The following is a 22,130-nucleotide window of genomic DNA, read 5'->3' as shown; positions in this document are numbered from 1 at the left end:
GGCGTTGTTGCCTAAATCGATGCAGTTTGAAGGGAACTTACTGAGGACTCGGAGATCTGATCACCACCATCCTCTTCAAGTTTGCATCATGGGCACGTCGCTTCACCCCATCACCAACTGGCCTACATACAACAAGTCTTTGATTAACCGTGGTTCACTCACCTTCTGGGTTGATGCCGAAGCCATGAACAGCTGGTTTCACCACGACCATCATGGGCGCCGAGGTCGCAGCCAGCTTTACACCGACCAGACCATCTGTACCTTCCTGATGCTCAAGGGGATTTTCAACCTCACTCTACGGGCCACTCAGGGACTACTAGACTCCCTGTTCGAGTTGATGAATGTACCGTTGTGCGCACCGGACTATAGCTGCGTCAGCAAGCGAGCACGCTCGGTGACTGTGGCTTATCGACAGCCCCCAAAGGAACGTATTACCGACTTGGTTATCGACTCAACCGGGCTGAAGGTGTTTGGGGAAGGCGAGTGGAAGGTCAGAAAACACGGTTCGGAGAAGCGGCGAGTGTGGCGCAAGTTGCATCTGGCGGTAGACCCGGTGACCCACGATATCGTGGCGGCGGAAGTCTCACTGGAAAATGTCCATGATGCCGAGGTGTTGCCCACCTTGCTCAACCCTCTGCGGCGTAAGCTGGGACATGTTTATGCGGATGGTGCCTATGACAGCAAAGCCAGCCATCAGCTTATCTCGCGCAAAGGGGCGACAGCCTGTATCCCGCCTCGTAAGAGCGCGGGGTTATGGAAAAAGGGGCATCCAAGAAATGAGGCCGTGCTGGTGATGCGCAAGAAAGGGCTGGCGCACTGGAAGAAGATATCGGGGTATCACCGTCGCTCGCTGGCAGAGACGGCGATGTATCGGCTCAAGCAATTGCTGGCGGGGAAAATCAGTCTGCGTAACTACAACGGCCAAGTGGGAGAAGTCATGGCGTATGTTAGCGCCATAAACAAGCTGAATACCCTTGGTCTACCTGTCAGAAAGCCCCGAGTGTAGCGGTCACCAGGGGCTGGGGCAGTTGCTGCTTGATGGTTGATTTGGGAAACAACGCCACTAGAAACTACAATCTGGCGATTCACCAGAACTCCGTTACGCAATAGCAATGCCGCCAAAAAGAAAATGGCCGAGATATTATCTCGGCCATTCGTAGCTAGGTCAAAGACTCAAGCCAGGATATTACTCACGTGCAACTTATTAGAAGTTGTACTGCATGCCGAATTCCCACTGGTCATCTTTCTCGCCAGCGCTTTCGATTGCGTAGTTAGCATAAGACTTGATGTTGGAAGTGAAGGCATACTCAACACCCAGAATTACGCGATCAAAGATCTCGACATCATTTGTTGTACCAACAACACTGTCAATATTGGTACCTTTAGCATCCAGCTTGTTGTAGCCAGCCAGCAGTTTCCAGGAGTCGATGGTGTAAGAACCAGCCAGTTCAAAGCCTTTCGCTTTAATCTCTTGACCATCATCGAAGCCTTTCAGCTTGGATTCGTTATACATGGCGCCGAAATAGAAGGCATCAAAGGCGTAAGAAGTACCGATCGCCCAGTCATCTTTACTCTTCAAGTTGCTGATTGTTGCACCGGTGATATTGCCATTGATGTCTTTCTCTGCGCCCAGATAAGTGCCACGTTCAAATTCTTTGTTCTCGATACTCACGCCGAAGCCAAAGCCGTTAGCCATGTTATAACCGGCACCAACAGCATAACCGCCTTCCAGTCCTTTCTTGTTACTGTCTTTATCGACTGATGTAGAGGTCAGAGATTTGGACAACAATTCTGTACCAAATTCATCCATACTGCTATTTTTGCTGATGTAGGAGGCATTGAAGAAAGCGCCATTCCACTCACCACGGTAGATAACCTGACCTTCTTGGCGACCATCGTTTACGCTCGCAACGTTACCCAGCTCTTCAAAGATATCGGCACGATCTTGTACGCCCCACTTAGAAGCAGTATCGGTCTGACCAAACATGAACTTACCATATTGAGAACCATCAAAACCGGCCCAAACATGACGTGCAGTAAGAGAATCTTGCTTGCTGTTTTCTGAACTCAGTTGCCATTCGCCCTGAGCAATCGCAGACCAAGTGTTGTTCAGGGCAACTTTACCCTGCATACCGGTACGGGCATAGGTATAGACTTCACCTTTAGTGGTGGAATCGCTCTTTTTGTAAAAGAGATCGCCATTGTCCTTTTCGTCCAATGCGGCAGTGTTTTCTTCGCCTTGATAGGCGGCATGAACACGTCCATATACATCAAACTTGGTGCCATCTTTGTCATATACGGTAGCTGCGTTGGCTGCGGAAGCGAACAGAGCCGGGATAGCAATTGCCAGAATTGTCTTTTTCATAGTTTCCAATGCCTACTGTAAGTTAAACACTAAGTCGTTGTTATTCCCTGTGTTAGCGATGTTCTTTGCATCACTATGCCGCCGAGACTAGCACCGGATTTTTTGAACCGCAATGAAAAAACTTGGAACTTTTTATGGAAATCATGGTCACCAAGATGAAAATGTGATGCGCATCTCACTTGAAGCAGAACCAACGGGAAAACGTTTACAATTAATCCTGCTGATTATTTGGACTAAAATAGTCTATTTTTCATGCAAATAACGCTAACTACCTGATAAACAACCAAAGTGGTCTGATCAGCGTAAAACTGCCGTGATAATGGCTGTTGCCTCGACCTCACCAAGGGGTTGCGGGTATCCTTGTACTTCGATTAACCCCTAACTGGCCTTCTCTTCATGCTCTCTACTCGCCTTAAAGCCACCATTCGTCAAACCTATCGCCAGATTTCGGATGGATTACCCGGTTTTGTGCCGCGCAAAGAGCAGAACTTTCTGGTGGCCGAGATAGCCAAAACCCTGACCGGCGAGTACGACAAACAGCGCCGGATCCTGGTTGCCGAAGCGGGTACCGGTATCGGCAAATCCCTCTCCTATGCGCAGGGCGCCATTCCGGTTGCGCGACTCACCCAGAAGAAGCTGGTGATCTCCACTGCCACAGTGGCTCTGCAAGAGCAGCTGATCCACAAAGACCTCCCCTTTTACCACCGCCACAGCGAGCTGCCGTTTCGCTTTATGCTGGTCAAGGGGCGTCAGCGCTACTGCTGCGAGCATCTGCTGGAGCAGGCAGCCAGTGGCGCCGAGATGGCCAACTTCGAGCTCGACTTTGGCAGTCTGAGCAAGTCCAAGCCCTCTGACAGCGACAAAGATCGCTACCAGGCCCTGTGGCAGGCCTACACCAATGGTAAATGGGACGGGGATCGGGACAACTGGCCGGAGCCCATTCCCGACACTTGCTGGGATCGCATCGCCGCCGACCGCCACACCTGCAACAAGGCGCTGAGCCATCACCAGCACTGCCCATTTCATCGCGCCCGCAACGATATGGAGAGCGCCGATGTGCTGGTCGTCAACCATGCACTACTGCTCTCCGATCTGACCATGGGCGGCGGCATCATTCTGCCGCCCCCCGATGAGTGCATCTATGTGCTGGATGAGGCCCATCACCTGCCCACCATTGCCCGGGATCACGGCGCGGCGTCGGCCAGCGTCAAAGGCTCGCGTCGCTGGTTGGAGAAGCTGGTACAAAGTGCAGGCAAGCTGGCGCGGACTCTTAATAAGGAGAGCCTGCTCGACCCCCAACTCAAACTGCAGGATGCACTGGCCTCCATCCAGCCTGATCTGAAGGCGGTCGAGCAGTGGCTCAGCGCCAACGATCGGCTTTTTGGCAGTGAACCCCACTACCGTTTCGCCGAAGGGGTATTGCCGGATCCCCTGCCCATGCTGGCAGAGAATCTCAAGGAGTCGAGCAAGAAGGCGCTGCGGGCGCTGGATCGGATGCAAGGAGCCATCGGTGAAGCGCTGAAAGATGGTGAGATCCGCCGCAAGGAGGCCGAGCCCCTGCTGGCCGAGAGCGGTTTTCATCTGCAGCGACTGGAGAGTTTCTGCGCCCTCTGGGAGATGCTGGGGCGCCATGTGCCGACCGGCAAAACCCCGCTCGCCCGCTGGATGGCCAAGAGCGATGACGGCGATATCTGGCTGCACGCCTCACCGATAGAGGTGGGCTATCTGCTGGAGGAGTGGCTCTGGTCGAAATGTCTAGGTGCCGTACTGGTCTCCGCGACCCTCACCGCCCTCTCTTCCTTTAGTTATTTTCGCCATCAGGTGGGGCTCAAGGAGCACGATGGTACCCGCTATCTGCGCCTGCGCTCCCCCTTTGACTATCAGAAAGCCGAGCTCTATCTGCCCAAGATGGAGCACGAACCCAACTCGCCGGCCTTTACCAACGAACTCATCAGCGTGCTGCCACGCATTTTGGCGGGCAAGGAGGCGAGTCTGGTGCTCTTCTCCTCCTACCGCCAGATGAATGAGGTGGCCGTTGGCTTGCGAGCCAAGGGACTATCACTGCTGGTGCAGGGGGAAGCCTCCCGCAATGCCCTGCTCACCCTGCACAAACAAAAATGCGATGGCGGTCAGGCCAGCATCCTGTTTGGTACCGGCAGCTTCTCGGAGGGGCTGGATCTGCCGGGTCACTATCTCACCAATCTGGTGATCACCAAACTCCCCTTTGCGGTACCCAACTCGCCGGTCGAGGAGGCCACCGCCGAGTGGGTGGAGCAGCGAGGGGGGAACCCCTTTCTGCAACTGACAGTGCCGGAGGCATCGCGCAAGCTTATCCAGGCCTGTGGCCGCCTCATCCGCAAAGAGGCTGATCGGGGACGGGTCACCATTCTCGACCGCCGCCTGCTGACCAAACGTTATGGCAAGGGGTTGCTTGATGCTCTCCCCCCGTTTACACGGCGGATCGAGTAAATCAGTCTGCCGCTATTGACAAACAAACTGACAGCAGCGCAAACATCGAGCACCAGAAAGAGCCATTGCCGCAGTAGGCCAAACCTGTAAAAATGAGCCCCTGTTTTCAGTGGGCAATCGCCTGACTGTTCAAGGAGATGAAATGAAACTGACTGTTCTGGTACCGGCGCTGGCTGGTCTGTTGTGGGCCGGTAGCGCCCTTGCTGATGCCCAATTGGAAGTGACCACCCCGTATGTCGTCCAGCTGATCGATGGTCAAGCAATCAATCCCTCATTACTCGATAACACCAAAAAGTTTCCACTTAGCGTTGGTAAACATCAGCTCGTGGTTGCATTTGAAGGCAATTATTCTAATCGAGACGAAATCAAGCTGGTGACCGCCGAGCCGCTGGTGCTGAACTTCACCGCTGCCGACAACCAGCAGCTGGTGCTGGACTATAAAAAGCCCCGCAACGAAGCAGAAGCCAAACAATTCCTGAAGGATCAGAAAGTCACGCTGAAAGACAAGGTCAGTGGTCAGCAAGTGAGTAGCGAACAGTTCGTGATGCCGAAAGTAGAGGGCTTCCAGCTGACCCGTGACTATCAGCAAGAGCTGATCAACATGGGCAAAGCCTTCAACCAGCCCAAAACCGTTGCCGTCTCTACTGCTGCCGTGATGGCTGCCGCCAGCGCACCGGTTCAGGTTGCCCCCAGCAAGGCTCAAAGCAATCCGGAAGCCCTGACCCAATTGCAAAACTGGTACAACAAGGCCGATGCGGAAACCCGCAAAGCCTTCCAGATCTGGGTTATCCAGCAGCAATAAGCCGGGCTGAAATATTGACTGAAAAGGGGAGCCAAGCTCCCCTTTTCCATATCCTGCGGTCTCACTCACGACGCGTCTTGATTTATGCGCTGCCACTTCCCCTTTATATAGGGAGTACATACATGGATTCATCTGCTGATTTCATATATAGAAAGCGCCACCTTGCCAGGGAGAATGGCACCATGTCGTTGCGCATTTTCTATCACCTCCTCTACTCCTCCCTGACGCTACCCGAGCGCCATCGCTTCCCGCTGGCCAAGTATCAAGGGCTGTTTGAACGCCTGCAGGTACAGGGTTACCCCCTTGGCGAAGCGCCCGCCGCTACCCGGGAGCAAATCTGTCGCATTCACGATGCCGATTATGTCGCGGCGGCCCTGAGCGGCCAGCTGGAAGATCGCGCCATCCGCAAGATCGGTTTTCCCTGGTCACCCATGCTGATGGAGCGCACCTTGCGCTCGGTGGGAGCCACCATTGCCGCCAGCCGCTATGCGCTTGAGCAGGGCTGCGGCTTGCAGATCTCCGGTGGCTACCACCACGCCCATCGGGATCACGGCAGCGGTTTTTGTCTGTTCAACGATCTGGTGATTGCCGCCCAGGCTTGCCTCGACGAGGGGCACTGTGAACAGGTGCTGATCGTCGATCTCGATGTGCATCAGGGGGATGGCAGTGCGGCCCTGTGCGCCGAACGGCGCGATATCATCACCCTCTCCCTCCATGGGGAGCACAACTTTCCCCATCACAAAGCCACCTCTCACCTCGACTTTCCGCTGCCAAGCGGCATGACGGACGATGCCTATCTCACCACACTGCAACAAGCACTCTCGCTGGCACTGCGGCTCTATTCGCCGGATCTCATCCTCTATCAGGCAGGCGTCGATGTGCATCATGCCGACGAGCTTGGTTATCTCTCCTTGAGCGATGAAGGGGTTCGCCTGCGCGATGCCATGGTATTTGACTGTGCAATCAAGCATGGGTTGCCTGTCGCCGCTGTGCCTGGTGGCGGCTATCGCCGCGACTGGCAACAGCTGATCCCGCTTCATATGTCGCTGTTTGAAATAGCGCGCCACCGTTTTGGCTGATGGCATGGCTTGATAGCGCGGACACCCCATCAGAAGTGGGCGGGCACTTCACCAGATAAAACAGAAGAGGCGACCCTAGGGTCGCCTCTTCGTGTTTCGTCATCTCGGTCAAACAAGCTCGCTCGTTGTCAGGCAAGCTCGGGACGCCTGAGGATAACTATTTCTGACGCTTGCGGGCGTACTTGCGACGGGCGCGGGCCTGACGCTCCTCTTCCCGCTCGGCCTTCTCTTTGGCTTTTTGCTCGGCTTCTGCGGCGGCTTCGACAATCTCGACGCTCACCATCTCCGGCGTCTCCAGCGAGATGCGGCCAAGCAAGCCGGAGCGGAACTCGTTAATCAGGATCTCGGACGCCTTGTGCAAGTCGGCCAGCCCCCCTTTGCGCATAAACGCCCGCTGGCGGGCGATCATCTCCAGCAGCTCGATCTCGGTCTCGGGCAACTCATCAATCTGGTAGCGCGCCTTGATCCGCTCCGGATAGGCCTTGATGAAGTAGTCAGCGGCGAACATGGCGATATCGGCATAGTCGAACACAGTGTCTTTGATGGCCGCGGTGATGGCCAGACGATAACCGCAGGAGGGCGGGTTGAGCTTGGGCCAGAGAAAACCCGGGGTATCGGTCAGGATAACGTTGTTATCCAGCTTGATCCGCTGCTGGGACTTGGTCACCCCCGCCTCGTTGCCGGTGCGAGCGATGATGCGCCCGGCCAGGGTATTGATCAGAGTGGACTTGCCCACGTTGGGGATCCCCATGATCATCGCCCGCACGCCGCGCAGCTCAAAATTGCGCTCCGGCAACATCTCGTGGCAGAGAGTCAGCAGTTGCTTGATCTTCTCCGGCTCTTGTTGCGTCAGCGGCAGCGCCTTGATCCCCTTCTCTTTTTCCATGTGCGCCACCCACAGATCGGTGATCGCCGGATCGGCCAGGTCCGCCTTGTTCAGCACCTTGATCACCGGGGTATCACCACGCAGCTCGGGCACCAGCGGGTTTTCGCTGGAGAAGGGGATGCGGGCATCGAGCATCTCGATGATCACATCGACCTGGGGCATGACCTCGGCAATCTCTTTGCGGGCCTTGTGCATGTGACCGGGGAACCAGTTGATGGACATATCCGTTACTCTCTGTGGGGGCTGCGGGCGGGCGCATGGAACAACAGGCGCTCTGCCGCGGGCATCGAACGAAGGGGGCGCATTTTACCTGCTGCGGGCCTCTTTTGACAGGTCATTCTAACCATCACCTCATCAAATCAGCAAACCGCCGAGGTGGAGCAACCTTGCCGGAAGCGACCGGACCAACTGGCTCAATTGATAGATAACACATTGATATAGTGTAACATTTTCATCACTTTTTCACACAACCGTCACCGATAGTCAGTAAAAGTGTCATCTGCCCCCTCTAGGCTGCGCTCAGGTTTTACAAGGAGCGAACCCCAATGAGAAAAATGGCAGGACTTGCAGTGATGATCGGCGCCGCCCTGGCTGCCGGCTGCAAATCAGACAATGACACGGTGGCGACCAAGCCCGCAGCCCAACCCACCAACGTCATCTTCTTCCTCGGTGACGGCATGGGCCTCAACACCCTGACGGCGGCCCGCATCTACGGTGTCGGCGAAGAGGGTGATCTCACCATCGATACCCTGCCAGAGACGGCCTTTATCAAGACCTTCTCCCACGATGCCCAGGTCACTGACTCGGCCCCCTCCATGGCGGCCTACATGACCGGGGTCAAGAGCAACAACGGCGTCATCAGCATGGACGGCGACGCCACCTATGAGAGCGACTGCAGCAAGAGCGCCGGCAAGCCAGTGACTACCCTGCTGGAGCTGGCCAAAGCCGATGGCCGCGGCACCGGTGTGGTAACCAGCACCCGGGTAACCCACGCCACCCCGGCGGCTACCTATGCCCATATCTGCAACCGGGATCTGGAGGCAGATATCGCCGTCCAGCTGGTACCGGGCGGCAAAGGCTACAACAGCGCCCTCAAGGAGGGACTGGATGTGGTGCTCGGTGGCGGCAGCAGTTTCTTCCTGCCCAAAGCCGACAAGGGCAAGCGGGAGGATGGCCGTAACCTCATCAGCGAAATGCAGGCCAAGGGCTACCAGTTTGCCAGCAATCTGGATGAGCTGAACAAGGCCGATGCGGGCAAACCGCTGCTGGGTCTGTTTGGTTCCAGCCACATGAAATATGACCTGGACCGTCCCGCCAGCGAGCCGTCACTGGCCCAGATGACCCTGGCCGCCATCAAGCAGCTCAAGGGCAAAGAGAAGGGTTACTTCCTGATGGTGGAAGGGGGTCGCATCGACCACGCCCTGCACGACACCAACGCCAAGCGGGCGCTGCAGGACACCATCGCCTTCGACAACGCCATCAAGGCCGCCATCGACGAGGTAAAAAAGAGCGACCCCGAGCTGAAAAACACCCTGATCGTGGTCACCGCCGACCACGACCACACGCTCGTGCTCAACGGCTATGCCAAGCGCACCGGCAAGACCACCGCCGACAACCCCGGCGTACTCGGGCTGGTGAAGAACTACGAGACTGGCGAGCCAAGCAAGGATAGCGAGGGCATGCCCTACACCATCATAGGTTTTGGCAACGGCTACAACCGGGTGGATGGCCCGCGCAGCAGCGTCGCCCCGCTCGACGATGCCACCGTCTCCGCCAATGACTACCACCAGGAAGTGGTGGTCAAGGTAGGCGAAATCGGCAATGAGACCCACGGCGGCACCGATGTCTTCCTCGGCGCCATCGGCAAGGGGGCTGACAGCTTCCATGGCTCACTCGATAACACCGCCGTGTTCGGCAAGATCAAGGCTGCGGCCAAGCTGTAAGGAGCACTTTCATGAGCAAACAGATGAACACATCCATCAAGCACACGCTGGTCTGCGCCGCCCTGTTCAGTGCGCTGGGCGCAACCTCCCAGGCACAAGCCGGTGATGCCAAAAACGTCATTCTCTTTATCGGTGATGGCATGGGCCCCACCGTGCTCACCGCCACCCGCCTGTTCAAGGTGGGGGAAGAGGGCAATCTGGAGATGATGAAACTGCCGCGCAGTGCCCGCATCAAGACCTTCTCCAACGATGCCCAGACCACCGACTCGGCCCCCTCCATGGCGGCCTACACCACCGGGGTCAAGATGAACAACGAGGTGATCGCCATGAGCAGCGACACCAAAGCCGTCGCCCCCGGCAAAGACGTCAATGGCAACAAAACCGTCAACAATTGCAGCAGCGATAACGGCAAGCCGGTACCCACCATCCTGGAGCTGGCCAAGGCGGCAGGCAAATCGGTCGGAGCCGTCACCACCACCGAGCTGACCCACGCTACCCCGGCGGCCACCTACGCCCACATCTGCCATCGGGATGCCGCTTATGACATCGCCGCACAGGCCGTTCCTGGGGGCGCTGGCTATAACAGTGCCCTCAAGGATGGGGTCGATGTGCTGATGGGTGGTGGTGCCAACCACTGGACCCCCTACAGCGCCAGCAACAAGGGCGGTCGCAATGACAACCGCGACCTGACCACCGAGATGAAGGCACAGGGATACAGCTATGTCACCACTCAAAGTGAACTGGCCAAGGTCACCAGCGGCAAGGTGCTCGGCCTGTTCAGCAGTAAATCCCACCTCGACTACGAGCTGGATCGGGTCGCCAAGGGGGCAGCCAATACCCAGCCGTCCCTCTCCGAAATGACCGCCAAGGCGATCGATCTGCTGAGCAAAAACAGTCAGGGTTACTTCCTGATGGTAGAAGGCGGCCGGATCGATCACGCCCTGCACGGCACCAACGCCAAGCGCTCGCTCACCGACGCGGTGGCACTGGATGAGGCGGTCAAGACGGCGCTGGGTAAAGTGGATCTCAACAATACCCTGATCGTGGTCACCGCCGACCATGACCACACCATGACCATTAACGGCTACTCCGCCAAGGGCAATCCGGTGCTGGATCTGGTGAAAAATGGCGATGGCTCGACCCAGAACGACGTGGATGGCAAGCCCTTCACCACCCTGGTGTTCGGTAACGGCCCCAACCGCCCCGATGTACGCCCGGTCCTCACCAGCGATCAGGTGATGGCTAATGACTATCTGCAGGAGACCGGCGTCAAACTGACATCGGAAACCCACGGAGGCGGCGATGTGATGCTGTTTGCCGATGGCGCCGGCAGCAACCGCTTCAAAGGCACGCTGGATAACACCAAGGTGTTTGGCAAACTGCGGGAGGCGCTCGGCCTGTAAGCAGCAGGGGCCTGGGTGCATCTGAGCAATCGACTCAGCGGCCCGGGCCCCGGCTCTTTCGAGCGACAGATGATGATGCGACTTTTGCTTTCGTTATGGCTGCTTGGCAGCACCCTCGCCTTCCCCCTGCATGCTGACGACACGCCCCCGGACCTCGCCGCCCGGATCAGCTATCACGACCGGAACACCGGCAGCGATGGCATCGCCAGAGAGAGTGTCTGGCAAGAGAAGTGGCTGCGCGTGGGCAATCAGGTGTGGAGCCAGCGGCTCATTCCCCTCCCCCTTGCCCGTGCCTATCACGCCACTCACGACGCAACCCCCGGCCACAAGCACTTTACCCACCAGATGGCAGCCCGCTGGGTCAGTCGCAGTGATGAAGGTGAGTTGCAACTGCGTTATGCCGACAGCTGGCACAACCAGCTGGTTGAAGTGCCGGTGGAAGAGTATGGCCAGGTGGCCTTCAAGCCCGACTGGCCGCGGATCCGCCATCTCGTCAACCCGGGGCTGATCGAGGGGATGACCCCGCTGGATGAGGCCGCCCCCGAGCAGGCCCGCTGGTATGAAAAACGCGAAGGGCAGCAACGAACCCGCATTCTCTGGTCGAGTCAGTGGCAGATCCCGCTGGTGGTCGAATCGGCCAGCCTCGATGGCTATCGCAGCTACCGGATGGAGGTGACCTTGCGCAAGCTGCCTGCTCAGCTCCCCTGGCAGCAACTCGCTGATTACGAAGTGCGCGATCTGCGGGATTTCTTCGACTGAGATCCCAACCTCTCAGCGGGCACAACGACAACGCAGGCAGGAATGTTACACTCTGCATATTCGACTCTGGCTCACGACCTTGATGCGCGCTCTCTGCCTGCCCTTTTTTGCCCTACTGTTATTGCTGGTGAACACCGGTGCCCAGGCTATTGTGCTGGTGGCGGCCGAGCTGCCCCCTTACGTCATTCAGTCCTCCCATGGTAAACCCAGCGGGGTGGGTATCGAGATCATGGAGGAAGCAGCCCGCCGTCTAGACGAGCCGCTTACTATCGAGCTGATGCCACTTCCACGTGCACTGACCCAGACAATTCACCGCCCCGATGTCTTGATGATACCGCCCGTGCGAAGCAGTCAGCGAGAGCACCTCTATCAGTGGGTAACGCCCATCCTCGATGAACAGTTTTTGATCGTCAGCGATCGCCGGTTTCACCCAAAAGCACTGAAAAGCAGCGATTTGAAGAACCTTGATGTGGGCGTGCTGCGCTACTCGTTTGGTCAACACCTACTCAAACAACGCATCGGGATCCGGGGAGAGACAGTAGCAGATGAGCAACTAAACGCTCATAAACTCCATCGCGGTCGCATTGATGCCTGGGTCGCCGCATGGAATGTCATCCTGTATGCCCAACAACAAGACAAACGCTCATCACAACAGCTGGTTCGCGGGGAAGTGTTAATGAACACCCAACTGTTCCTGGCCGCTCATAAGGATTTCCCCTTCAAACAGGCGCAGCGCTGGCAAGCCGTAATCGACGAGATGCGCCGTGATGGCTCGCTCACGCGGATCATCCGTCAGTACAACTATCAGGCTCCTGAGTAGTCACTCAATCGCGGTTGCCAAGGCCAGCCAGAATGGTTATGGTAGCCCCATGAAAATACTCGCTATTTCCTCGCATTTGCTCACACCCTGCTGAGCCCCCGCCTCGCTCCTTCGGCCGCGAGTCGCTTGGGGGCATGGCATTTTCAATCGATTGAACCTGTTGAATCCATTTTTGTAACACTTTGCGTGATGGCCAACCTGCACCCGCCGGTATGGGCCTATCCGCTATTGATAAGGAATATCTTATGAAACAACCTCATCTGGTTATCTCCAGCCTTGATCTGGACCGTATTGAACAACTGCTCGGCAACCACCCGCAGCATCTGGCCCTGCAAGAGGAGCTGGACCGCGCCGAGATCCGCGAACCAGCCGACATGCCGCCGGACGTGGTCACCATGAACAGCAAGGTACGCTTCAAGATGCAGAGCAGCGGCAACGAGTTCTGCCTCACCCTGGTCTACCCGCGCGATGCCAAGGGCGACGAGAGCAACATCTCGGTACTGGCGCCGGTAGGCAGCGCCCTGCTCGGCCTGAAAGTGGGCGACAGCATCGCCTGGCCAGGCCCGGCCGGTCGCACCATCGAGGTCGAAATTCTGGAAGTGGTCTATCAGCCGGAGCGCGCCGGCGAGCTGCACCGCTGAGTCCCCCGGGCTGGTCATCCCCCTGTTGATCAGCCCGCTTGCTCGCCCTTGCCAGCTGATCCCGATCAAGCTTTGCGCACCTTGCCCCCCGGTTTTTAGCCCCTTTTCCTGCTGCTGCTTGAGCCTGACTCGGGGGGCAGGTATCTTGTTGGCCGCGTCATGGTCATGACGCACCGAATTTCAGGCTGACATCATGATAAAAATTGCCCTCATCGACGATCACCAGATCGTCCGATCCGGTTTTGCCCAACTGCTCAATCTGGAGCCAGACCTGCAGGTGGTCGCCGAATTCGGCTCCGCCAGCGATGCCCTTGCCGGCCTGCCCGGCAGCGGGGCGCGCGTCTGCGTCTGCGACATCTCGATGCCCGACCAATCGGGGCTGGATCTGCTCAAGCAGCTCCCCTCTGGCCTTGCGGTTGTGATGCTCTCGGTGCACGACAGCCCGGCCCTCATCGAGCAGGCCTTGCAAACCGGCGCCAAGGGGTTTCTCTCCAAGCGCTGCAGTCCGGACGAGCTGATCGCTGCCGTGCGCACCGCCGCGCTCGGCGGCTGCTACCTCACCCCCGACATCGCCCAGAAGCTGGCCAGCAGCAGCCGGGATCCCCTTACCAATCGGGAGCGGGAGATTGCCCAGTTGCTGGCACAGGGGCTGGAGGTGAAGGCCATTGCCGAGCAACTTGGCCTCTCCCCCAAGACGGTTCACGTCCATCGCGCCAACCTGATGGACAAGCTCAAAGTCAGCAACAACGTCGAGCTGGCCCACCGCATGCTGGATAGCTGGTGATCTCCCGTTTTGCCAGCTATGTCGCCATCGCGCTGGCGGCCTGCTTCATCTTTGCCGCCGGCTGGTTTTGTCTCTGGAGCATCAGCCTTCATCTGGCGGGTGGCCCTGCGCTGGCGGTGCTGCTGTTCCCCTTCGGCCTGCGCCTTGGCTTGCTGCTGCAAAGTCCCGGCCACTACTGGCCGCCGCTGTTGCTGTGCGAAGGGCTGCTGCTCTACTGGCTCAATCTGGAAGTGGGGCTGCCCCACTGGCCTTGGCTGGTCGCGGGCAGTCTGCTGACCCTGCTACCGCTGCTCATTGCCCGCCGCCAGCAGGTGCGCAACGACTGGCAGCAACTGTTGCTGCTGCTCGCCACCGTCACGGCGGCGGCGCTGCTGCAAGCCCTGCTCTGGCATCTGGCCGGGGAAGATGGCCTCTCGGCCCTGCTGCTCAGCCTGACCGGCGGGCTGACGCTGACCTCCACCTGCATGCTGATCTGGCACTACCTCACCCGCGCCACTTGGGTGCCGCTGGGGCCTGCGCTGGTGGATCAGCCGGTAGAGTGGCGCTTTCGCCATCTGGTCTGGTATCTGCTGCTGTTCGTATTGAGCCTCTGGCTGCAACTGGGATTGCCCAACTCGCTGGTGCGCTTTACCCCGTTTTGTCTGGCCATCCCCATCATCGCCATGGCGTGGCGCTACGGCTGGCAAGGGGCGCTGCTCGCCACCCTGATGAATACCATCGCCCTGCTGGCCAGTCAGGCCTGGCACGATCACCCCCTCGATCTGCTGCTCTCCCTGCTGGCCCAGAGCCTCACCGGTCTGCTGCTGGGTGCCGGGATCCAGCGCCAGCGCGAACTCAATCAGGCGCTGACCTGCCAGCTCGCCCACAATCGCCAGCTCACCGAGCGGCTGCTGGAGACCGAGGAGAGCATCCGCAAGGAGGTGGCGCGCGAGCTGCACGACGACATCGGCCAGACCATCACCGCCATTCGAACCCAGGCTGGCATAGTGCGCCGCCTCGCCCCCGATAATGCCGGGGTGGGCCAGAGCAGCGCCCTGATCGACACGCTGTCGCTCGGGATCTATGACGCGGTACGCGGTCTGCTCGGGCGGCTGCGCCCGCGTCAGCTCGACGACATGACTCTCGAACAGGCGGTACGGGCACTGCTGCGGGAGCTGGAGCTGGAACGTCACGGCATCGTCACCCGTCTGGAGTGGCAGCTGGCGGATGGGGATCTCTCGGATGCCCAGCGGGTCACCCTGTTTCGGGTCTGTCAGGAGGGGCTCAACAACGTGGTCAAACATGCCAACGCCCACTCGGTCACCATTCGCGCCCGGACCAGCGGCGAGCAGTTGCAACTGGTGCTGGAAGATGATGGCCGCGGTCTGCCGGAAAGCCGCCCGCAACAGGGCTATGGCCTGCTCGGTATTCGCGAGCGGGTACAGGCCCTCGGGGGCAGTCTGCAACTCTCCTGCATCCACGGCACCCAACTGACGGTCAACCTGCCCAGTCGCAGACGGGAAGAGAGTCATGGCTAATCACCACCAGAGGGCCTGCCTGTGCTGAGTTTTATGAGAAGCGCGCCGCCCCGGCCCCTTATCCGGGATCAGGGCGAGATCGACGCCACCTATCGCCACTGGCGGCTGCACCTGCTGCTGACCATGTATCTGGGCTACGCGGTCTTCTACTTCACTCGCAAGAGTTTCAACTTCGCCATGCCGGACATGCTGGCGAGCGGCATGCTGGACAAGTCCGATATCGGCATGCTTTGGACTCTGTTCTACATCACCTACGGCTGCTCCAAGTTCTTCTCCGGCATCATCAGTGACCGCGCCAACCCGCGCTACTTTATGGGTGTCGGACTGATGGCCACCGGAGTCATCAATATCCTGTTCGGCCTCTCGTCGGCACTCTGGATGTTTGCCGCCCTCTGGGTCGCCAACGCCTTCTTCCAGGGCTGGGGCTGGCCCCCCTGCTCCAAGCTGCTTACCAGCTGGTATTCGCGCACCGAGCGCGGCGTCTGGTGGTCGGCCTGGAACACAGCCCATAACGTCGGCGGGGCGCTCATCCCTCTCATCGTCAGCACCATCGCCCTGCAACATGGCTGGCGCTACGGCATGATAGTGCCCGGCCTTATCGCCATCATCGCGGGGTTGTTCCTCTGCTGGCGACTGCGCGATACCCCGAGCGCCATGGGATTGCCCACAGTGGGCGAGTGGCGCAAAGACGCCATGGAGCTGGCCCAACAGACCCAGGATGCGGGGCTCTCCCATCGCCAGATCCTGCGCAAATATGTGCTGGGCAACCCCTATATCTGGCTGCTCGCCTGCTGTTACGTACTGGTCTATGTGGTGCGCACCGCCATCAATGACTGGGGCAATCTCTACATGACCGAGCAGCGCGGCTTCAATCTGATGAGCGCCAACTCGGCCATCTCCATGTTCGAGGTGGGAGGCTTTATCGGTGCGCTGGTGGCGGGTTGGGGATCGGACAAGCTGTTCAACGGCAACCGTGGCCCAATGAACCTCATCTTTGCGGTGGGGATCCTGCTGGCGGTGGGGTCGCTCTGGCTGATGCCCTTCTTCAGCTATGTGATGCAGGCGGCCTGCTTCTTCACCATCGGCTTCTTCGTGTTTGGCCCCCAGATGCTGATCGGCATGGCGGCGGCGGAGTGCTCCCACAAAAACTCGGCGGGGGCGGCCACCGGCTTTGTCGGGCTGTTCGCCTATATGGGGGCGGCGCTGTCGGGTTATCCGCTGGCCAAGGTGATGGAGATCTGGCACTGGAACGGCTTCTTCGTGGTGATCTCGGTGGCGGCAGGCGTCTCGGCCCTGCTGCTGCTCCCCTTCCTCAAGGCGCAGGCACCGCGCCCCCAGCCTGCCGAGATAACGTAATACCGGACTGAACGGGAGTTACACCTCCCGACCAGCCTGACAGACCCGGTTCTTGCCTTGCCGCTTGGCGCTGTAGAGCGCATGGTCGGCCTGAGTGAACAGAGGGTCAAAGTGCCACTCCCCTTGCCAGTGGGAGAGTCCCATACTGACCGTGATGTAGAGCCCCCCCATGTCGCGGTTCGCGACCTCCTCCAGCAATCCCTCGCAGCGCTGCAGGGCCAGCACGCCGGGCTGCGAGAAGAGCAGCACAAACTCCTCGCCACCGAAACGACTGCACACCAGATCGGGCTGACTACCCAGATAGGCACCGAGCTCGGCCAGCACCCGATCACCCACCTCATGACCATGCTGGTCATTGATCTGCTTGAAATCATCGATGTCGAGCACCGCCAGCGCGCCACTGTCACCCCACTTTTGCTGCTTCAGCTGCTCCATAAAGCCACGTCGGTTGAGCAGACCGGTAAGAGGGTCGTGGCTAGCCTGCTGGCGCAGCGCCAGCGCACGGTACTGGGTACAGAGCAGCAGCACCCCGAAGGTGGAAAGATAGCTACCCATCAGCATGGAGAGGAAGGGCAGCACATTGACCCCGCTCTTATCCATCAGCATCTGTACGTTGTCCTGCCAGAGGAACCAGAGCCGCATCAAGTAGAAGGCGTAGAGCAGCACGTTGACCAGGGTAAAGACCATCACCGCCGGCAGATAGTGGGGGTAGCCGTGGCGCCAGACCAGATAGACGATCACCGCACCCAGCACCATGTAACTCAGGCAAGCAAGCAACACCCGGGACGCCATCCCCCCCTCCACAATGCACCAGCTCAGAAGCAGCAGATAGACCAGCATAAAGAGCCCCCCAGCACGCCAGTTCGGGGGCTGTCCGAAAAAGCGCTGCAGCGCCGGCGGCATCAACACAATGCAGAGAGTGATCAGGGTATTGGCCAGCCAGATGCCGGAGGAGCTGGGGAAAAATGCCTGTAACGAGAAAAGTATCTGGGCCACCAGCGCACAGAGACTGGACCACCACCATAACCCGATGCCCGGGATCTCCCGGTGGGTCGACCAGATAATGGAGAGCGTGATAAACCCGAGGCTATATCCCCCCAATGCCATCACCATCAGGGTAAATACATCCAGCTTCAGCAACAACGAGACATCCATATCAAAACCAGGCAGAGGGAGGTAAGTGAGTATATGAGAACCGTTTGCCAAGACCCAGAGACCCTGACTGTTTTCACAATAAAAACATATTGTTCGTCTGTTTTTCACACCACCAGATAACTCACACCATTCCGCTATAGCAGGTTTGAGATATGCAAAAAAGATAAGCCCAACCAGACTCAAGCCACATACGAGCCCCTCTCTATGTAACAAAATGTCTTGGGGATAATTTGGGCTTGAACCCACTCAATTAGATAGATATGTTGTTTTCGTGTGATTTTATGAATGAAGCCATGAGCAATAAATGTCTCTAACCTGTTGAGTCTTCTGACACAATCTGTTTTTGGTACATTTTTCACTCAACCACTATTCATAGCATCTCATATGGGGCTTTTGTCCCGCTCAAGACATTCATCCTGTCTTGCCTGTTGCCGGATGCAGCAGTCTCTTGTGCCACGGAGTCGCACGGGATCAGGTTCAAGGCCGAACACACCACCGACAGAGACGTCACTTATGATCAAAAAACTGATTCTTTCTACCCTGCTGTTTTGCGGGATCGCCACGGCGGCCCCGACCCCTGCCCCCACCTCCACCCTGGATGCCGTACTCGAACGCGGCGTGCTGCGAGTCGGCTTCGATGCAGGCTATCAACCCTTCGAGATGACCAACAAGCAGGGCCAATACATCGGCTTTGATGTGGATCTCGCCAAGATGGTCGCCAAAGAAATGGGCGTGAAGGTCGAATTCGTCAACACCGCCTGGGATGGCATCATTCCGGCGCTGCTGACCAACAAGTTCGACGTCATCATGGGCGGCATGACCGTCACTCCCCAGCGCAACCTGCGGGTCAACTTTGCCGATCCCTACATCGTGGTCGGCCAGACCATCGTCCTGCGCAAAGAGAAGGCGGGCGAAATCAAATCCTTCACCGACCTCAACGACCCGAAATACAAGATCGCGGTCAAGCTCGGCACCACCGGCGAGCAGGCAGTCAAGCGCCTGATCCCCAAAGCCACCCTGCTGCAGTTTGAAACTCAGGATGACGCCAAGCTGGAAGTGATCAACGGCAAGGTCGATGCGTTCGTCTATGACCTGCCCTACAACGCTATTTTCGCCTCCCAGAACAAGGGCGCCGTGGTACACCTCGACAAGCCGTTCACCTTCGAGCCGCTGGCCTGGGCCATCCGCAAAGGGGATCAGGACACCCTCAACTGGTTCAACAACTACCTGCGCCAGATCAAGGGCGATGGCAGCTACGACCGTCTCTACAAGAAGTGGTTCGAATCCAACGCCTGGCTGAATCAGCTCAAATAACCTCCAGGGGGCGGCACATGCCGCCCCTGCACCACGCAGCTCCCCACACAATAACGAGAAGAGGTTGTGACTGTGCACACACCCAAACCGACAAGACAGATGGAAAAACAGCCCAATCAGCTACTCTGGCATGGGGTTTTCCTGCTGATGCTGCTGGTTGCCGTATTCGGCATCTACAAGGCTGTCCAGTCAGTGGATTACACCTGGCGCTGGGAACGCATTCCCCAATACATCGCCTATCAGGCGGAGCAGAAGAATCTCGCCGAATTTGACGGCACCGTGATGGCGGGCACCAGCGAGGCCGAGAAGGGCAAGCTGTTCCTGCAAGACGATCTCGATCCCAATGTGCGGCAAGCCATCGCCAGTACCGGCGTACAAGTCGCCGAAGGGGATACCGTTTTTCGTGGCGATACCCTCGACACCCAACTGAGCTGGACCGCAGGCCCCATCGCCTGGGGCGTCTGGGTCACCGTCAAGCTCTCGCTGGTGGCGGGCATCTTCGCCATCCTGCTCGGTACCCTGGCCGGGCTGGCGCGTCTCTCCCCCAATCCCGCCCTGCGCAATCTGGCGGTCACCTACGTTGAGCTCATCCGCGGCACGCCGCTGCTGGTACAGATCTTCATCGTCTACTTCTTTATCGGCACCGTGCTGAACCTCGATCGCTTCACCGCCGGGGTCGCCGCGCTGGCGGTCTTTACCGGTGCCTATGTGGCGGAGATCGTCCGCGCCGGCATCAGCTCCATTCACAAGGGGCAGATGGAGGCGGGCCGCAGCCTGGGAATGACCTCCGCCCAGACCATGCGCTATGTCATCCTGCCGCAGGCGTTCAAGCGGGTGCTGCCACCGCTGGCAGGCCAGTTCATCAACCTGATCAAGGACTCCTCGCTGGTCTCGGTCATCTCCATCACCGATCTGACCAAGGCGGGGCGCGAGGTGGTGAGCTCCACCTTCAGCCCGTTCGAAGTGTGGTTTACCGTGGCCCTGCTCTATCTGGTGCTGACCGGCACCCTCTCTTTCCTGGTACGCCGTCTCGAGGTGAAATATGCACGCAGCAACTGATCCCATCATCAAGGTGCTACAGGCATCGAGAAGTGCAGCCATCACTGGCACCCCCTTCGCCTTCCCGGTTCGTTTTCTGGAGGCGAAATATGCGCGCAGCAACTGATCCAATCATCAAAGCGACCGGTGTAGAGAAGTTCTACGGTAGCGAAGTGCACGCCCTGAAAAATGTCAGCACCCAGGTGGCCGAAGGGGAAGTGGTGGTGATCGTCGGCCCCAGTGGCTCGGGCAAGTCCACCTTCCTGCGCACCCTCAACCAGCTGGAGACCATCAACGACGGCAACATAGTAGTCGACGGCATCTGCCTGACCGAGCCGGGCGATGTCAACAAGCTGCGGGAAGAGGTGGGCATGGTGTTTCAGTCCTTCAACCTCTTCCCCCACCTGACGGTGCTGGATAATATCTGCCTCGCCCCGCAGAAGGTGCGTGGCCTGTCGCGCCGTGAGGCCGAAGACAGAGCCAAGGCGCTGCTGCTGAAAGTGGGGCTGTCGGTGAAAGCGGCCAGCTATCCCTCCCAACTCTCCGGCGGTCAGCAACAGCGGGTGGCCATCGCTCGGGCGCTCGCCATGCAGCCACGCATCATGCTGTTTGACGAGCCCACCAGTGCGCTCGACCCCGAAATGGTGGGGGAAGTGCTGGATGTGATGAAGGGGCTGGCCCGCGAAGGGATGACCATGGTGGTGGTGACCCACGAGATGGGCTTTGCCCGCGAGGTAGCGGATCGGGTGCTCTTTATGGAGAGTGGCGAACTGCTGGTAGATGAAAAACCGGCCGACTTCTTCGACAATCCCCCCTCCCCGCGTCTGCGCCAGTTCTTGAGTCAGGTGCTGTAGCTGATACCCAAAGATGGATTATCGAGTTGTTGCACTGGGTGCTCAACTGACACATCAGCAGTTGCCACGATGCAAAGATAAAAAAATGGCAGCCATCAGGCTGCCATCGGGAGAGCACGATTCAGCGATCAGAGGGTCGCAGCGACTTCATCGGAGATGGAGCCGTTGTGGTAAACCTCTTGCACATCGTCCAGATCTTCCAGCATGTCGATCAGACGCATCAGCTTGGGTGCAGTTTCTGCATCCAGCTCCGCTTCGGTGGAGGGGATCATGGTCACTTCGGCGCTCTGGGCCTTAAAGCCGGCAGCTTCCAGACCGTCCAGCACGGTACCGAAGTCGTTCGGGGTGGTATACACCTCGATGGTGCCATCCTCTTCAGTGACCACATCATCGGCGCCCGCTTCCAGCGCAGCATCCATCAGGGCATCTTCGTCCACACCCACGAAGGTCAGCAGACCTTTCTTGCTGAACAGATAGGCTACGGAGCCGTCGGTACCCAGGTTGCCACCGCACTTGCTGAAGGCGTGACGCACTTCGGCTACGGTACGGTTACGGTTGTCGGTCAGGCACTCTACCATCACGGCAGAGCCAGCCGGGCCGTAACCTTCGTATACGATGGTCTCGAGCTGTTCGCCATCGCCACCACCGGCGCCACGCTGAATGGCACGGTTGATGGTGTCGCGGGTCATGTTATTGGTCAGGGCGGCAGTCACCGCAGCACGCAGACGCGGGTTGTTGGCGGGATCGGCATCACCCAGACGCGCGGAGGTAGTGATTTCGCGGATCAGTTTGGTGAAGATCTTGCCACGCTTGGCGTCCTGAGCGGCCTTGCGGTGTTTGATGTTGGCCCATTTACTGTGACCTGCCATAGAGACTCTCCGTTATTTTTTAAATATCAGTAACACTGATCATGACTAACCCAAGGGAAACACAGAGGCCGCACGG

The 22,130-nt window shown here is 58.4% G+C and carries 20 protein-coding genes; 16 read left to right on the top strand and 4 right to left on the bottom strand.

From position 1 onward, the window contains the following. Positions 1–88 precede the first annotated feature (88 nt). Positions 89–1,006 (top strand): IS5 family transposase, encoded by a 918-nt coding sequence (locus tag AB5Y76_RS15990; RefSeq protein WP_100645812.1) that lies wholly within the window; start codon positions 89–91, stop codon positions 1,004–1,006. Between the two features lie 198 nt (positions 1,007–1,204). Here AB5Y76_RS15990 and AB5Y76_RS15985 read toward each other — a convergent pair whose 3' ends face one another. Next, a complete protein-coding gene (locus AB5Y76_RS15985; RefSeq protein ID WP_368177755.1) occupies positions 1,205–2,365 on the bottom strand; it encodes a porin in 1,161 nt (386 codons plus the stop codon). A gap of 396 nt (positions 2,366–2,761) precedes the next feature. Here AB5Y76_RS15985 and dinG point away from each other — a divergent pair, with 396 nt between their 5' ends. From dinG to AB5Y76_RS15970, 3 genes are all read left to right on the top strand, one after another. Next, complete coding sequence (gene dinG / locus AB5Y76_RS15980; protein WP_139411342.1) at positions 2,762–4,834, top strand: ATP-dependent DNA helicase DinG; 2,073 nt, start codon at positions 2,762–2,764, stop codon at positions 4,832–4,834. Between the two features lie 142 nt (positions 4,835–4,976). Further along, entirely contained in the window at positions 4,977–5,636 is a 660-nt protein-coding gene (locus tag AB5Y76_RS15975; RefSeq protein WP_270816956.1) for a DUF2057 domain-containing protein, read from the top strand. Positions 5,637–5,818: 182 nt separating this feature from the next. Further along, entirely contained in the window at positions 5,819–6,715 is an 897-nt protein-coding gene (locus AB5Y76_RS15970; RefSeq protein ID WP_368177754.1) for a histone deacetylase, read from the top strand. A 157-nt stretch (positions 6,716–6,872) separates the two neighbouring features. On the opposite strand, the gene ylqF is transcribed toward AB5Y76_RS15970, so the two are convergent. Next, positions 6,873–7,823: a ribosome biogenesis GTPase YlqF gene (gene ylqF / locus AB5Y76_RS15965; protein ID WP_005334061.1), complete on the bottom strand. Its 951-nt coding sequence runs from the start codon at positions 7,821–7,823 to the stop codon at positions 6,873–6,875. 323 nt (positions 7,824–8,146) lie between these two features. Between ylqF and AB5Y76_RS15960 the strand changes: the two genes are divergently transcribed. The 8 genes from AB5Y76_RS15960 (at position 8,147) to AB5Y76_RS15925 (ending at position 16,824) form a co-directional block, all read left to right on the top strand. Beyond that, entirely contained in the window at positions 8,147–9,544 is a 1,398-nt protein-coding gene (locus AB5Y76_RS15960; protein ID WP_005334065.1) for an alkaline phosphatase, read from the top strand. Positions 9,545–9,555: 11 nt separating this feature from the next. Beyond that, the gene (locus AB5Y76_RS15955) at positions 9,556–10,947 is read left to right on the top strand and encodes an alkaline phosphatase (RefSeq protein WP_139406456.1); all 1,392 of its coding nucleotides are present in this window, start codon (positions 9,556–9,558) and stop codon (positions 10,945–10,947) included. A gap of 72 nt (positions 10,948–11,019) precedes the next feature. Beyond that, entirely contained in the window at positions 11,020–11,706 is a 687-nt protein-coding gene (locus AB5Y76_RS15950; protein ID WP_368177757.1) for a hypothetical protein, read from the top strand. A gap of 82 nt (positions 11,707–11,788) precedes the next feature. Beyond that, entirely contained in the window at positions 11,789–12,526 is a 738-nt protein-coding gene (locus AB5Y76_RS15945) for a substrate-binding periplasmic protein (protein ID WP_368177756.1), read from the top strand. A gap of 245 nt (positions 12,527–12,771) precedes the next feature. Further along, positions 12,772–13,167, top strand: coding sequence for a nucleoside diphosphate kinase regulator (gene rnk, locus AB5Y76_RS15940; protein ID WP_005334070.1), 396 nt, complete (start codon positions 12,772–12,774; stop codon positions 13,165–13,167). 193 nt (positions 13,168–13,360) lie between these two features. Next, positions 13,361–13,951 carry a transcriptional regulator UhpA gene (gene uhpA, locus AB5Y76_RS15935; protein ID WP_224967934.1) on the top strand — a complete coding sequence of 197 codons (591 nt, stop codon included), beginning with the start codon at positions 13,361–13,363 and terminating at the stop codon, positions 13,949–13,951. After that, positions 13,948–15,468, top strand: coding sequence for a signal transduction histidine-protein kinase/phosphatase UhpB (uhpB, locus tag AB5Y76_RS15930; RefSeq protein ID WP_368177753.1), 1,521 nt, complete (start codon positions 13,948–13,950; stop codon positions 15,466–15,468). The genes uhpA and uhpB overlap by 4 nt, the downstream gene beginning before the upstream one ends. Positions 15,469–15,489: 21 nt before the next feature. Beyond that, positions 15,490–16,824, top strand: coding sequence for an MFS transporter (locus AB5Y76_RS15925; RefSeq protein WP_245095111.1), 1,335 nt, complete (start codon positions 15,490–15,492; stop codon positions 16,822–16,824). Between the two features lie 18 nt (positions 16,825–16,842). Here the strand turns inward: AB5Y76_RS15925 and AB5Y76_RS15920 are convergent, their stop codons facing one another. After that, the gene (locus AB5Y76_RS15920; RefSeq protein WP_113738713.1) at positions 16,843–17,979 is read right to left on the bottom strand and encodes a GGDEF domain-containing protein; all 1,137 of its coding nucleotides are present in this window, start codon (positions 17,977–17,979) and stop codon (positions 16,843–16,845) included. 513 nt (positions 17,980–18,492) lie between these two features. Here AB5Y76_RS15920 and AB5Y76_RS15915 point away from each other — a divergent pair. The 4 genes from AB5Y76_RS15915 (at position 18,493) to AB5Y76_RS15900 (ending at position 21,185) form a co-directional block, all read left to right on the top strand. Further along, a complete protein-coding gene (locus AB5Y76_RS15915) occupies positions 18,493–19,293 on the top strand; it encodes a transporter substrate-binding domain-containing protein (protein ID WP_201955798.1) in 801 nt (266 codons plus the stop codon). A gap of 99 nt (positions 19,294–19,392) precedes the next feature. Further along, entirely contained in the window at positions 19,393–20,352 is a 960-nt protein-coding gene (locus AB5Y76_RS15910) for an amino acid ABC transporter permease (protein ID WP_019445267.1), read from the top strand. Beyond that, a complete protein-coding gene (locus AB5Y76_RS15905; RefSeq protein WP_265177556.1) occupies positions 20,336–20,458 on the top strand; it encodes a hypothetical protein in 123 nt (40 codons plus the stop codon). Before AB5Y76_RS15910 ends, AB5Y76_RS15905 begins: the two co-directional genes overlap by 17 nt. Then, on the top strand, positions 20,442–21,185 hold the full coding sequence (locus AB5Y76_RS15900) for an amino acid ABC transporter ATP-binding protein (RefSeq protein WP_005350722.1): 744 nt from the start codon (positions 20,442–20,444) through the stop codon (positions 21,183–21,185). The genes AB5Y76_RS15905 and AB5Y76_RS15900 overlap by 17 nt, the downstream gene beginning before the upstream one ends. A 128-nt stretch (positions 21,186–21,313) precedes the next feature. On the opposite strand, the gene AB5Y76_RS15895 is transcribed toward AB5Y76_RS15900, so the two are convergent. Next, positions 21,314–22,054, bottom strand: a complete 741-nt coding sequence (locus tag AB5Y76_RS15895) for a YebC/PmpR family DNA-binding transcriptional regulator (protein WP_005337681.1) — start codon at positions 22,052–22,054, stop codon at positions 21,314–21,316. Positions 22,055–22,130: the final 76 nt, after the last annotated feature.

Origin of the sequence: Aeromonas sp. R1-2 (assembly GCF_040908505.1) — a bacterium.
GTDB classification, from domain to species: domain Bacteria; phylum Pseudomonadota; class Gammaproteobacteria; order Enterobacterales; family Aeromonadaceae; genus Aeromonas; species Aeromonas veronii.
This window is presented reverse-complemented; position numbering and strand designations above follow the sequence as displayed.